10 protein-coding genes are annotated in these 13,835 nt (G+C 33.7%); 1 reads left to right on the forward strand and 9 read right to left on the reverse strand.

The window, feature by feature from the left end; translation table 11 throughout:
• Positions 1-63: 63 nt before the first annotated feature.
• Positions 64-672 (forward strand): hypothetical protein, encoded by a 609-nt coding sequence (locus Q5Y73_RS13005; protein ID WP_305992341.1) that lies wholly within the window; start codon positions 64-66, stop codon positions 670-672.
• Positions 673-723: 51 nt separating this feature from the next.
• Here Q5Y73_RS13005 and Q5Y73_RS13010 read toward each other — a convergent pair whose 3' ends face one another.
• The 9 genes from Q5Y73_RS13010 to Q5Y73_RS13050 all read right to left on the reverse strand — a co-directional run bounded on the left by Q5Y73_RS13010 (position 724) and on the right by Q5Y73_RS13050 (position 13,780).
• A complete protein-coding gene (locus Q5Y73_RS13010) occupies positions 724-1,809 on the reverse strand; it encodes a sensor histidine kinase (RefSeq protein ID WP_305992342.1) in 1,086 nt (361 codons plus the stop codon).
• Positions 1,799-2,494, reverse strand: a complete 696-nt coding sequence (locus tag Q5Y73_RS13015; RefSeq protein WP_305992380.1) for a response regulator transcription factor — start codon at positions 2,492-2,494, stop codon at positions 1,799-1,801. Before Q5Y73_RS13015 ends, Q5Y73_RS13010 begins: the two co-directional genes overlap by 11 nt.
• 383 nt (positions 2,495-2,877) lie before the next feature.
• A complete protein-coding gene (gene mutY, locus Q5Y73_RS13020) occupies positions 2,878-4,011 on the reverse strand; it encodes an A/G-specific adenine glycosylase (protein WP_305992343.1) in 1,134 nt (377 codons plus the stop codon).
• 24 nt (positions 4,012-4,035) lie between these two features.
• On the reverse strand, positions 4,036-5,262 hold the full coding sequence (locus Q5Y73_RS13025) for an MFS transporter (protein WP_305992344.1): 1,227 nt from the start codon (positions 5,260-5,262) through the stop codon (positions 4,036-4,038).
• A gap of 144 nt (positions 5,263-5,406) precedes the next feature.
• Complete coding sequence (locus Q5Y73_RS13030) at positions 5,407-7,743, reverse strand: ATP-binding protein (RefSeq protein WP_305992345.1); 2,337 nt, start codon at positions 7,741-7,743, stop codon at positions 5,407-5,409.
• A gap of 192 nt (positions 7,744-7,935) precedes the next feature.
• Positions 7,936-10,008, reverse strand: coding sequence for a heavy metal translocating P-type ATPase (locus Q5Y73_RS13035; protein WP_305992346.1), 2,073 nt, complete (start codon positions 10,006-10,008; stop codon positions 7,936-7,938).
• 75 nt (positions 10,009-10,083) lie between these two features.
• The gene (locus Q5Y73_RS13040; protein ID WP_305992347.1) at positions 10,084-10,416 is read right to left on the reverse strand and encodes an ArsR/SmtB family transcription factor; all 333 of its coding nucleotides are present in this window, start codon (positions 10,414-10,416) and stop codon (positions 10,084-10,086) included.
• Between the two features lie 235 nt (positions 10,417-10,651).
• The gene (locus tag Q5Y73_RS13045; protein ID WP_305992348.1) at positions 10,652-11,266 is read right to left on the reverse strand and encodes a PH domain-containing protein; all 615 of its coding nucleotides are present in this window, start codon (positions 11,264-11,266) and stop codon (positions 10,652-10,654) included.
• A gap of 378 nt (positions 11,267-11,644) precedes the next feature.
• Positions 11,645-13,780, reverse strand: a complete 2,136-nt coding sequence (locus Q5Y73_RS13050) for a molybdopterin oxidoreductase family protein (protein ID WP_305992349.1) — start codon at positions 13,778-13,780, stop codon at positions 11,645-11,647.
• Between the last annotated feature and the right edge of the window lie 55 nt (positions 13,781-13,835).

The following is a 13,835-nucleotide window of genomic DNA, read 5'->3' on the forward strand; positions in this document are numbered from 1 at the left end:
CAAAAATATATACATATATAGATCGATCTTACCAATAAAATTTTTAAAGGAGAGAAGTTACATATGTTCATGAAGTTATTATATTTAGTACTCGCATGTGGAATATTATTATCAGGAATAGCAATAACAACTTCTCTAGCAAATAAAGATAACAATCAAATTGAGCAGGATCAAGCAAAAATAGCTCTAAAAGAAGCTTTATCCTCAAACACTGAATATATGAATGCATATCGGATTGAGATGATAAAGAAACTAAGAGATGCACTAAGAAACACTCATTCATACAACATAGATGAACTTATAAAGAAAAAAACGCTAGAAAAACAAAGATATCTGGAAGAATTGAAAACCTTTGACCCTGAACAGTATGATTTTGAAATTGCCGTTATAGAACTTCAATTTAATTATAACTATTCTATTATTGATGAAAGAACAGGTATAGGTTTCTTTTATATCGAGGAAACAGGTGAATATTTTAATAAAATTGGTACGCTTAAGTTAGATGTGAATACAGCCAAGATATTTGATGCTTTTACAGATGAAGAATTAACTTCTGCTCAAGAGATTAGCCTTCATTTTTCATTTACTCATCCATATAATGGAGGTTATCTGACTTTAGATACAATACCAGAAAAATTAAGTAAACTTGGAAAAGAAGAAAATTGGAGATAATGACTTTTAAAGAATATATGCAACTTAATAATCTCCACTACTAGCATGGAATTATCCAACCACCTCTTTCAATGGTAATCTTACTTGAAACACGGTTTCAGCGTCATCACTAAATACCATTATTTCTCCGTTGTGTAAATTTACAATCTCTTTCGCAATGGCTAATCCTAAACCACTTCCTCCAGTTTTGTCTGAACGAGATTCTTCAACACGAAATAACCGATCAAAAATATATGGAAGTGCATAAGAAGGAATTTTTTCTCCATAATTTTTTACTTTCACTGTACAATGCTCAGCTTCTTTTTCAATGATAACATCTATTTTATGACCTTCTTTTCCATACTTAATTGCATTTGAAATCAAATTCTCAAATACTCTCATAAGCTTATCTGGATCAGCAGTAATCAACATTTCTTTCTCTTGATAATCAATTTCCAACTCCATATTTTCCCGTCTCAGTGGAAGAGAATACTCAGCTGCAAGCTGCTGAAATAATTCAATTAAATTAAATGTAGTATATTGAAGTTTGATATCATCATTACTTAATTTTGAAAATTCAAATAGATCATTGACCATTCTGTTTAGCCTCAGCGACTTCTCATAAGCAATGTCAATGTAATACATTAATTCTACTTCATCTTTATATCTATTATCATGTATTAATCTCATATAACCGATTATTGATGTTAAAGGTGTTCTTAAATCGTGTGAAACATTGCTTACTAATTCATTTTTTAAACTAATCGCACTATTTTCTTTATCAATTAAAACTGATAGCTCCTTATTCATTTTATTAATGTATGTGATAATCTGGTTTCTGTTTATATTTAATTCTTCATCAAAATTTTCCTTTACTAGTTTGTCCACTGCTTTCCTAATCTTATTTATTTTAAACTTGTCATAAATCATTGTGAAAATGAATGAATAAAATATAAAAAGAATCAATATACTGCCAGCAATACTTTCAATCGTTAATACATACCTTAAGTACTCAAAAAAATCAGTATATTCCCATTCTGGCTGTGCGTTTTTTATCCATGCAATGATTTTAATCAATACAAATGTAGTAGCAATTGCTAATAACGAGCTAATTACAAACTTTAGAGTTCCAAAGTACTTCTCTAATTTATTCATCATCGATTTTATATCCTACTCCCCAAATCGTTTTAATAATCTTATGCCCTAGTGCTCTTTCTAATTTTTCTCGAAGATTACTCATGTGAACCATTACAGTGTTATTAGAACTGTAATATCGTTCTTTCCAAACGATTAGAAACAAATCTTCAGAGCTAAATACTTTACCTGGATTTGTTGCTAAAACATATAGAATCTCAAACTCTTTTGCAGTTAGTTGAATAAGTTCGTTATTTGCCTTAGCTGTATGTAGTTTTTTATTTATCTCAAGTCCATTGATTTGTATAACATCATCATTCTTACCCATGCTTTTATCTTGATATCGATAGGCTCGCCTCATTAATGTCTTTACTCGAGTTACTAACTCTAAAGGGTTAAAAGGTTTTGTCAAATAATCGTCTGCACCCACTGTCAACCCTGTGATTTTATCTATATCTTCTGATTTTGCACTTAACATTAAAATGGGTGTGTGATGGTTTTCTCTTAGATCTTTAATGACTTCTATTCCAGTTTTTTTAGGCATCATATTATCTATTATGATTAAATGAACTTCTTCCTTTTTAAAAATATCAATAGCTTCTTCCCCATTAAAAGCTTTAAAAACCTTAAACCCTTCATTTTCCAAATAAATATGTATTAAATTTACGATTTCTTTATCATCATCCACAACAAGAATATGTTCCATAATGACTTTCTCCTTTTCCAATAAAACATGGGTTGCCCATGTGAATTCTGCAAGACTAAAAATAATCCAATCAAACCATTTCACTGAAAAAAACCAATGAAAATTTTAATAGGTAACAAAAAATAGGAAATGGAATTTTTCATTTCTCATATATTTTTTCAAAAATAGACACTAATTATGCGGGAATGAATTATAGGAGTATAAACTATGATCCATAATATAGATCACCGTTAACCCCTTACAAAAGCATACAATTTTACTTTAAAGAAACTTTTAATAAAACCTAAAGAAAAACTAAAGAACATTAATATAAATTAACTTGAATGGAAACAAAAAAAATCGCCCGAAAAATTCATCGGACGATCTAAGTTTTAGAGATCAGTTTATCATTTTGTTCTTTTAACTTCTTTAAAAATCCTCAAAAACACATTCGGAAAAACATATTCATCAACTTCATCTAAAGAAATCCATGCGTAGCGATATTCACTACTTAGTTGGATGGCTTCTTTTTCTATTAAACTATGACTCTCTGTAAATTGATACACTTTCATATCCCATAAAATATGACTAAACACATGATTGATATCAAGCATCCACTGTCCGCTCCCAAGCTCTGTCCCTGTTTCCAAAGCATATTGATCAATGACAAAGTCTTCATTTAACTCTTCAGAGCCCATCCAATCCTTTAATGGATTCTCAGTTAGATAATGAGGCAGTTCCCACATACCAGCCAATAACCCTTTGCCTGGTCTTTGGCGTATCAATATTTTCCCTTCATTCGTACCCGTTCCTTCAATAAATGCAACTAATCTTTGCTCGAGTTTTGGTGGTTTTGCTTTTTTCTTAATCGGCAAAGCTTCTTCTTTTCCTTGCAAACGTGCATCACAATGCTCCATTACTGGACATGTTGTACACTTCGGTGATTTAGGCGTACATACTAACGCTCCTAATTCCATAAGCCCTTGATTAAAATCACTTGCAGCATCAGACGGAATGATTTCTCTTATAATCTTTTCCATTGCCGTTCTAGTGGACACTTTTGTAATATCTTCTTCTATTAAAAAGTATCTTGACAGCACTCTCATCACATTCCCATCAACCGCAGGTTCAGGCTTATCGTATGCAATACTCAATACAGCACCAGCAGTATAGGGTCCTACTCCTTTTAATGAAGAAATATCTTTTGGATTATCCGGTACTACTGATCCATAACTAGCTTTTACTTCTTTCACCGCACTGTGTAGGTTTCTAGCTCTAGAATAATAGCCTAAACCTTCCCAAGCTTTTAGGACATCCTCTTCAGGGGCATTTGCTAAAGCCTCGATAGTGGGGAATTTATCTATAAAGTTTTCAAAATAAGGGATCACCGTATCCACTCTAGTTTGCTGCAGCATGATTTCTGAAATCCAAATATGATATGGATTTTTATTCTTACGCCAAGGTAAGTCCCTTTTATTTTCTCTGAACCAACTCAATAGTTCTTTTACAAAATTTAGTTTTTGTTCTGTCAAGTTTGTCATCTTTCTCTCCTGAGTTTTTGAAGATTATAATGTATAGTCAGCATTACGCTTCGTTTTTTTAATTAAATAATTCACATAGATTAGAATAGGAAATGCCATTGCATTGATAGCTGCTAAAATTCCAAAAACAATTTCTGATGCAGCAAAACCGTAATGTCCAAGTAATACTCCACCGATAGCAGGTCCAATTGCACCACCTAATACGGACAAAGCCATGGCTCCAAAATAGGTTCCTTTTAAAGATGGTTTTGCTATCTGATCTACAAATAAATCGGTCATCGTAAACATCATCACTTCACCAATTGTAAAAATAATCATAGAAAGAACGAGGAGTAATGGTGACTTGAATAGACCCATTCCAAATAAACCAACTGAAATAGCTAACGTTCCTATCATAATAGAAAATAAAGGGGATATCCATTTCCCTATCCTTGTGACAGGATATTGAATAATTAATACGGTAACTGCATTCAATATAATTAAAAGGGAATACACCTTCACTCCGTTTGTTATATGAGGTGCATTTTCAAAAAATTGCGGCAGGGTTGAACCAAATTGACTAAATCCAATCACACCAAATATAAATCCTACGATAGAAAATAACAATACCTTGTCACTTTTTACCGTATGAACCGCTTCTTTGAGTTGAATACGCTCTTTTGGAATTACTCCTACTTCTTGCAGCTTGTTCTTATGAAAAACGATCACTAAAACAATTCCATATATAATATAAATGCTCGAAGTCACATAAAAAGTAATTGTGTTATTGGAGGAACCTAACAATAGTATAATTAATGGACCTAGAGCTGCCCCTACATTTATAGCCGTATATCGCAAGTTAAAAACAAATAACTTCTCTTTTTGCTTAGTCAAATCAGACAAAAGTGCTCTGGCAGTAGGTTCAAAGAAGGATTGGCATAAACCATTTAAACCACTTAAGCAGAAAAAAAGAATGAGATGATCAGCTTGTCCTATCCCAATAAAAACGATGGACCATATAAATATGCTTACAATGATAATCTTCTCTCTACCATACCGATCTGATAGACCCCCACCTATTATACCACCTATTATGCTTACTAAAGGACTCGTTCCAAGAATATATCCGATCATCTCCAAACTAATGCCCTTTACTTTATATAAATAAATAGATAGATAAGGTATTGTCATAAAAACGGCGGTTCTAGTAAAAAGAGTACCTAAAATAAGTATTTTGTTAATTGGATGAATTGAATTTAATCTTGCTAGCATAAGATGTTCTTACTCCTTCATTTGAAATACAACCAATACAGAAGATATTGTATCAGATTTGTACTTATATTCCAAAAAAAGGTTAATGAATTTGCTAAGCCAGATTTACTAGTTTACCAAGCAACCACGTGAAATGATTTAGATTTATTGATGAATTCCAACAGAATTTTGTAATGGTATAGAGATCTCTACTAGAAAACCTTCACCAGGAGTAGAGTGAAAATGAATCGTTCCCTCTAGACTAGCTACTCGTTCTTGAATGCCCCATAGTCCCATATGTGTCAAAGAATACTCAAGTTTTTTAAGGTCCATTCCAATTCCGTTATCTGTATATGTAAAATAAATGGCATCCTCTGTGTTTGAGAGCATTAAATTAATTTGTGATGCCTGTGCATGTTTATTTGCATTCTGAAGCAGCTCTTGAACAATACGATAAATCGTAATCACTTGATCGTCATCTAGTTCAGCTTGAAAATCTGCTGCATAAAACTCTACAGAATTCCTCAATTTCAATTGACTTAACAATTTATTAATTGCTTCAACAATCCCTAATTCTTTTAGAAATGGGGGCCGTAATTCATTACAGGCTTCTCTTATTTTTCCTATAACATCAATTAATCCATCATGAATGAGCTGCATCTGATCTTGTACGTGTCTAGGGATATTTGATTCTTTCAAAAGCTGCTCTAGCTGACGATACAAAACAATTTGGTCTTGTAACACCGTATCATGAAGATCAGAACTTAAACGACGCCGTTCATTCTCAGAAATCGAAAATAATAACCTTAATAACCAAGCAGGTCTGTTTTTATCTTGTGACATATTTTGTTCTAAATTCCCAATAAAATCATCAATTAATTGAAAGTTCTCAAATACGATAGCCACGTAACTTAACAACGTTTTGATCCAAGAAACTTCATCACGATTAAATCTTGTATGATTCACTTTATTATCAAACCATACCATCCGCCCGCAGTTTCCAGTATTACCATATAAAAAACAAATGCCAGAATCCACAGGAATGAAATGCCCTACTGCAGTATGATCTGCAGAATTATTAATTTGTGCAAAGATACTAGGATTAGGTAAAGAACCTAGTTTTTCCTTAACAACACAAGATTCATTCAAAGGTTTTTCTAAAAGAATAACTGAGCCAATAGGTAGTACAGATTTTAACGTTTTTATCATCGCAGCTTCTAACTCAGAAGTATTCATCATTTTTGATAACTGTTGAGTAAATTCATTCATACTATTTTGAAAGTGATGCTTCTCCTTAAACCATAATGCACTTAATCGATAATCTAAATTCTCTTTAATATATAAAAACAGGACAAGAGCAATATGAATAACCATATAGGTTTCAAAACATTTTACAATATTTGTACTATCAATGTCCCAAATCAAATAGATAATAACCATAATGAATACGGTAGGAATAACTGCCAAAATCCAATAATAGCGTACTCTTTTTAATATGTAATCAATATCTATCAGCTGATTGGCAGACAATAAATATAGATACATGATGGGCATAAAGATTGCAAACATAATGGCAAATTGGTAAGGCATTAAATAGATGCCAAACAAGATATCAGGGATCCCAACAAAAAATATAAATGGAAAAAAAGAGGTGACTAAACCTAATAAAATAATTTTATACACAGGTCGATATGCTGGATTTCCTTTTAAATATCGATACACGCTAATGACAAATGTAAAAAGACTATATAGGATAAAAATACTTGAATATGAATTTATAATAATATATGTATAGATCTTATAATTGAATATTGGAGAGACTAAATATACTGCCACAATAACAGCATGAATAAGGATAATGATATAACCCATTTTTATGATCCAAAAAGCGATAAATTTTTCTCCTCTAATTGAAAAATAACGATATAAATAATGTAACAATAGGACTGGGAGAATGGGATATGAAAATGAGAGTACCAACTCTCCTACTTCATTGTATCTCGATGTAGCCCCTGTAGTTGCATAAGTTAAAGCACACATGATGGAAAAAGAAACTAGTAATCTAGTATCTGATTTTATCCCCTGTTTTTTATAGATGAATATACTAATATGCAATAATAGAAAGAATACAAGCATTGGGATAATTACATATTCAATTTGAGATTGATTATATGAGGGGGATTTGTATACAATTTCTATACCGTTTTGTTGTTTTATAACAAGACTATCCACCATCTCTACTTTCCCAAACTTGATAAGTTTCTTGAATTGTGATGGATCCTCACCATTTATTTTATTTATATTATCCCCTGGTTCAATTTGATTTACGGATGCCCAAGAGACTGAATTCAAGACTCTAGTTACAGTCCAATCGCCATTTTGATTCTGTTCAGCATAGATCCCAATGTGTGTATATTTCAAAGAAATACAAAAGAAATAGACGGCTAACACGATAATAACAGATAGGACTAAGATTTCTTTTCGGTTTATTGTTGTTTTCATTACGTTCTTTCCTCCCTGCCACTTTATATTACACTAGAAAAAGATTTCTTATAAGAGTTTATTATATTAAAAATCAAAGCATCTTCTCATGGTGTTACATCCCACTTGAAGAGAGGCTGGGGGAGCTTGAAAAAAATCATAATAAAAAAGGGAGGACAAATTAAAATTGTCCTCCCTTTATTAAATCGTAGATTATTTTTTATCTATCATAATCGTTAAACTAATTAAGGATACTAAAATAGTAGCGCCCATATCTGACAAAATAGCAATCCACAAAGTTAACCATCCTGGAATTGTTAAGAGAAGTGCAATTAATTTCAAACCTAAGGCTAGTGAAATATTAAGCTTAATAATTTGATTTACTCTTTTGGATATGGCTACAGCACTTGGAAGTTTTCCTAAATGATCCTGCATCAATACAATATCTGCAGTTTCTATTGCGCTATCCGTTCCTTTTCCCATTGCAATACCAAGATCAGCTACTGCTAACGCCGGTGCATCATTAATACCGTCACCAATCATCGCTATATTGCCACGTTCATGTAATGTTTTAATTTTTTCTACTTTTTGTTCTGGCAACAGGTTCGCATGATATTCTGATACCCCCACTTCATTAGCTACTATCTCCGCAGTCTGTGCATGATCACCTGTCAGCATGACTGTATGTTTAATGCCTGATAGATGAAGTTTATTCATCACTTCTTTGCTTTCCTGACGTATCTCATCTGAAATTCCGAAGATTCCTAAAACATGCTCTACATCTGCAACAATCACCAGTGTTAATCCATGAGCCTTCATCTCTTCAATATCTTTTAGCACTTTTTCATCAAAATTAAGATGTTCGATGCTGATTTCATTACCAACATAATACTTATTGCCATCTACCATGGCTTCAATACCACGACCAGAAAGTGTTTTGATTTCATCTGATTCCTTGATGTGAACTTCAGCTTCATCCACCTTTTTCATAATCGCTTTGGCTAGAGGGTGTGAAGATTTCTTTTCGACCGCACCTGCAATCGTTAATAAGTTATTGTCGTACTCCACTATCTTTTCTACATGTGGTTCACCTTTAGTTAAAGTACCCGTTTTATCAAATGCTATCGTATTGATTTTACCTAGTTGTTCGAGAAACACACCGCCTTTTACCAAAATTCCATTTCGTGCGTTTCGTGTAATCCCTGATACAATCGCAATAGGTGAAGACAAAATTAGTGCACAAGGACACCCTACGATCAGAACCGCCAAACCTTGATAAAACCATGTTCCCCATACCGCTCCAAATAATAATGGGGGTACAGTCATAACTAACAAAGAAATGATCATGATGAAAGGCGTATAATATTTTGCAAATTTATTAATAAACTGCTCTGTTGGAGTTTTCGTTTCCTGTGCTTCTTGTACTAGATGTAGTATCTTTGCTAATGAAGAATCTTCGAATGCTTTCGTTATTCTAATCTTTAAAACACCTTCATTATTAATACTACCTCCAAAAACCTTAGCATTCACTTCTTTTTCAACTGGCAACGATTCACCTGTGATGGCCGCCTCATTCACTGAACTGACTCCATCAACAACGATACCGTCAGAAGGAATTTTTTCACCAGATTTCACTAAAACGATATCATCCTTCTGTAAAGCATCAATTGGAACGACTTTTTCTTTACCATCATGAATTAAAGTCGCTTCCTTGGGTGCTACTTTCAAAAGCTTTTCCATAGATTTTCTAGCTTTCTCCATACCCAAACCCTCAAGATACTCGTTTAAACCAAATAAAATGGCTACTAGCGTTGCCTCTTTCCATTCTCCAATCGATATAGCTCCAACTAAAGCAATCGTCATCAAAGTATCAATATTAAATTTCAATCTAAATAGATTTTTCAATCCCTTTATAAAGGTCTGATATCCACTAATGGTAATCGCAGTCAAATAAAATAGAACGGACAGTATGTTTGGTAAAAAAGCTTCAAAAATAATAGTTAATAAAAACAAACCTGTGGAAATCCCCAAAAATAGTTTTAACTTATTGTTGTGAGCGTGAGTATGAACATGGCCATGTTCTTGTTCTTCATCACTTACTATAGCGGCTCCATCACTGGCTAAAATTTTCTTTACTTTTGATAAATTAGCTTCTTCGTCAATCTTTAACTTTGAAGAATTATATAATATAGCCGCAGTTTCCCCATGATCTAACTTTTGAATTTTTTCTTCCATATCTGCAGCACAGCTAGCACAGCTTAAGCCTTCTATTTTATATTCCTTCATACTTGTCCTCCTCTCACTCAAGTCATTTTCTCCGTGTAAACAGTTCGTTAGATGAATTCTTTCAAAAAAATTGAATTACAGATGCTGAGAATGATTTATGGCTTGTTGCAATAAGTCCACTACGTGTTCATCATCATGAGAATAATACATCGTTGTACCTGCTCTGCGATATTTTACCAATCTTAAATTTTTTAAAAACCTCAACTGATGTGAAACAGTGGATTGCAGCAGTCCAAGCTTTTCTGAGATCTCATTTACTGAATACTCATGATTCGTCAACAAATGTATAATTCGAATTCTAGTTGGATCCGATAAAGCTTTAAATGTTTGCGACACGATAAATAATGTTTCCTTATCTAATTCATTATAGTCATTTCCATTTGATTGAATATTGTTTTCCTCAGACAATTTAAACCCTCCATTTACTATATATGCACATATGTTCATATTGTCACTAATTAAATCAAAAATACCATAAAATGATACAAACCGTCAATAAACAAGAGGTGTATTCTTTAAAAACATGTTGAATATTAGGTATTTGCTCCACAAAACATTAAAAAACCCCATTAGAAAAGTGTCTGGGCACTTCTACTGGGGGTTTTACATATTGTTATTTCATTGACTACTAATTAGGTTCCTATTAATTATTAATGTATTTTTCAAAAACATCTCCAAAGTCTTTAATATGATACTGTTCATGAGTGGCTTTTAACCAACTAAAACCGAAATCTGTTAACTCACCATACGTTTCCGCTAATTTCTCATCATGGATTCTTGAGTTTTGCAATACTGAGACTGCTTTGTCTAAACCTTGAGAAGCCATCCCAATATATTTTTCATTTTCAGCTGCAATCTCAGAGATGCGCATTAAAGCCTTATATAAATCTTTCAACTGTTCAATCTGCTCTTTTTTTACATCGATATCAAAAGCAATTGTGCTTATATTAAATTTTATTTCTACATCCAAATCAATTTTGCCAGCTGTTTCAAGTATTACATTAGAAATTTTATGCTGAGAATAAGGGTATCGTTTTAATGTTCTCTTGGAAGATATTGCATTTTCCCCATCTACATGAATTAGTGCAAGATTCGTAAAGCAGTATTCATCTGCTTTTGTTTTAATCAAAAAATAAATTTTTTCCCCATCTTCATGCAAGACATAATCGTCAGCATCCGTTTTGTCAAAATCTCCAGGTGATATAATCGTTCCAATATCGGATAAACCTAGTGCATCAGCAGCTATCTTTTTAAACATTTTTCATCCTCCTCAAAGTATCCTCAACCTTATTTTAGCAATGCTTCCAAGTTATTAGAACATTTTTATCTCATTTATTTAACTCACATTCTCTTTTTCTAATAACAAAATGTACACTCTCCCATTTTGCATTAAAACCGCGAAGGTTTGAACATGCCGTGAGTCTGGTTTTTGCACATCTTCTGTCCTTAAAATTTTATATAAGATGAACAGATTTCCATCATAAAAAAACCTCTATCAAAGGATAAAGGCTTCATGTTACTTATCTCGTATTAACAGTCCGAAAAGATTGTCGTTGTGGAGGGGGAAACAATGGACTGTTAATACGGAATAATCTAACTCTCAGCGGAACTATACTTCCCCCACTGAAAGTTAGGTTCACTTTATGGCTTTCACTTTCACCGCACAGATTTTAAATTCAGGCATGCGGCTGATTGGAGCCAGTGCATCATTTGTCAATTGATTAATGGCTAATTCTTTGCCCCAATGAAAGGGGACAAAAATCGTTTTTGGTTGAATCCCTTCTGTGATTTTCACATGGAATTCAAGTGATCCTCTACGACTTGTAATCTTCATTTTTTGATTCGGAATTAGACCTACTTTTTTGGCTAACCACGGATGAATTTCTGCTACTGGTATAGGAGATTTTTTATTTAGGTTTTCAGTTCTTCGGGTTTGGGCACCACTTAAATAATGATTTCCTAGTCGACCTGTTGTTAAAATGTAAGGATATTCAGAATCTATCGGTTCGGCAGGTTTTTCTGGTTTGATTGCAAAGATTTTGGCTTTCCCATCCTCGTGATAAAACTCTTTCGTAAACATCTTAGGTGTTCCGGGATGTTCTGGATCTGGACACGGCCAAAACAAACCTTTCTCCTCTTTCAAACGTTTATAGGTGATTCCGCTGTAATCTGCTTTCCCACCGGCTGAAGCTTTAGCTAATTCGTTAAATACATCCTCAATCGATTCATATTGAAAGTATTGTCCACGTCCTAATCTTTCCGCAAGCTCACATATAATTTCATAGTCTAATAGATTCTCATTTGGCGTATCCAATACCTTTCCTCTGTGAAAAACACGACCTTCAAGATTTGTTAAAGTTCCTTCTGCTTCTAAAAATGAAGAGCCAGGCAATAACCAATCTGCATATTCTGCTGTTTCTGTTTCAAACAAATCTACCACTACTAGTAACTCCAGCTTTTTAAACGCTTGCTCAACGACAGCATTATTTGGACTGGAAACGATCGGATTTGAGCCTAATACGATCATGGCTTTAATGTCACCAGCATTTATTTTTTCAAACAGTTCAAAGGCAGAGACACCACTTTTAGGTAGTTCATCAGGTGAAATTCCCCACACTTTGGAAACATGCGCTCTAGCTGATTCATTCTCTAACATTCGGTAACCTGGGAGTTGATCCGCTTTTTGACCATGTTCTCTTCCCCCCTGTCCGTTTGCTTGACCAGTAACTGCACCAAACCCGCTTCCTGGTTTACCTATTTTGCCTGTAGTTAAACATAAATTAATATAATTTAATGTATTTTCAACACCATTTACTTGTTGTTCAAGTCCACGTGCAGTAAAGACGATACCTGTTTTTGCTTTAGCAAAACCACGGGCAATCGTTCGAATCTTAGGAGCTAGAATACCAGTCATTTCCTCTACATAGTCTGGTGTAAAAGGCTGTACTGTTTCGACTAATTCAGAAAAACCATTTGTTCTATCCTTTATAAACTTCTCATCATACAGCTTTTCATTCACAATCACATTCAACAAGGAATTAACAAACATCGCATCAAAACCAGGTTGTAAACGAACATGGATATCAGCTAATTTAGAAGTTTTTGTGTTTCTAGGATCAATCGTTACAATGACTGCACCCTTCTTTTTCGCTGCCATTAAATAAGGCATCATTGTCGGCTGACATTCTGCAATATTTGTACCCGCTAAAATAATATACTTTGCATTCTCCAATTCAGACAAAGGCAGTGTTAAACCCCGATCAACGCCAAAGGCTTTATTTCCAGCTGCTGCTGCTGAAGACATGCAATAACGTCCGTTGTAATCAATATATTTGGATTGCAATGCAACACGAGTAAATTTTCCCAGTAAATAGGAAACTTCATTCGTTAATGAACCACCGCCAAATACTGAAACTGCATCTTTTCCATAAGTCGTTTGCAACTCTTTTATTTTATCCGAAATTTGATCAAACGCAGTATTCCAACTCGTATTGGACCATTTATTATTACGATCTTGATCCACTCTTACTAATGGTTCCTTAATACGTGATGGGTGCACAACATGATCCAATGAATTCAATCCCTTTTGACAAAGCCTACCCGTCGCTACAGGAAAATCAGGACTGGGTTTGACCACAAGCCCTGATTCATGTTTGTCGCTAGGAACTAACTGTAAACTGCACTGCATACTGCAATAACAACAGTGAGATTGATTAGATACGGGCTGGTTTTTTTGTGTTTTTTTCTTTTTCTTAAACAACATAGTTGGCATCAAACTCACCCCCTGAAAAAATACCCACGAAAGTAAAGTTATCCTTGAATCATGA

The sequence above is a fragment of the Chengkuizengella axinellae genome, assembly GCF_030730905.1.
Taxonomy (GTDB): domain Bacteria; phylum Bacillota; class Bacilli; order Paenibacillales; family KCTC-33759; genus Chengkuizengella; species Chengkuizengella axinellae.

Bases quoted from the DNA above. Each gene is read 5' to 3' on its own strand.
- Q5Y73_RS13025 (WP_305992344.1), bottom strand. From the start codon at position 5,262: ATGCTAGCAAGATTAAATTCAATTCATCCAATTAACAAAATACTTATT.
- Q5Y73_RS13030 (WP_305992345.1), bottom strand. From the start codon at position 7,743: ATGAAAACAACAATAAACCGAAAAGAAATCTTAGTCCTATCTGTTATT.
- Q5Y73_RS13005 (WP_305992341.1), top strand. From the start codon at position 64: ATGTTCATGAAGTTATTATATTTAGTACTCGCATGTGGAATATTATTA.
- Q5Y73_RS13010 (WP_305992342.1), bottom strand. From the start codon at position 1,809: ATGATGAATAAATTAGAGAAGTACTTTGGAACTCTAAAGTTTGTAATT.
- mutY (WP_305992343.1), bottom strand. From the start codon at position 4,011: ATGACAAACTTGACAGAACAAAAACTAAATTTTGTAAAAGAACTATTG.
- Q5Y73_RS13035 (WP_305992346.1), bottom strand. From the start codon at position 10,008: ATGAAGGAATATAAAATAGAAGGCTTAAGCTGTGCTAGCTGTGCTGCA.
- Q5Y73_RS13045 (WP_305992348.1), bottom strand. From the start codon at position 11,266: ATGTTTAAAAAGATAGCTGCTGATGCACTAGGTTTATCCGATATTGGA.
- Q5Y73_RS13050 (WP_305992349.1), bottom strand. From the start codon at position 13,780: ATGCCAACTATGTTGTTTAAGAAAAAGAAAAAAACACAAAAAAACCAG.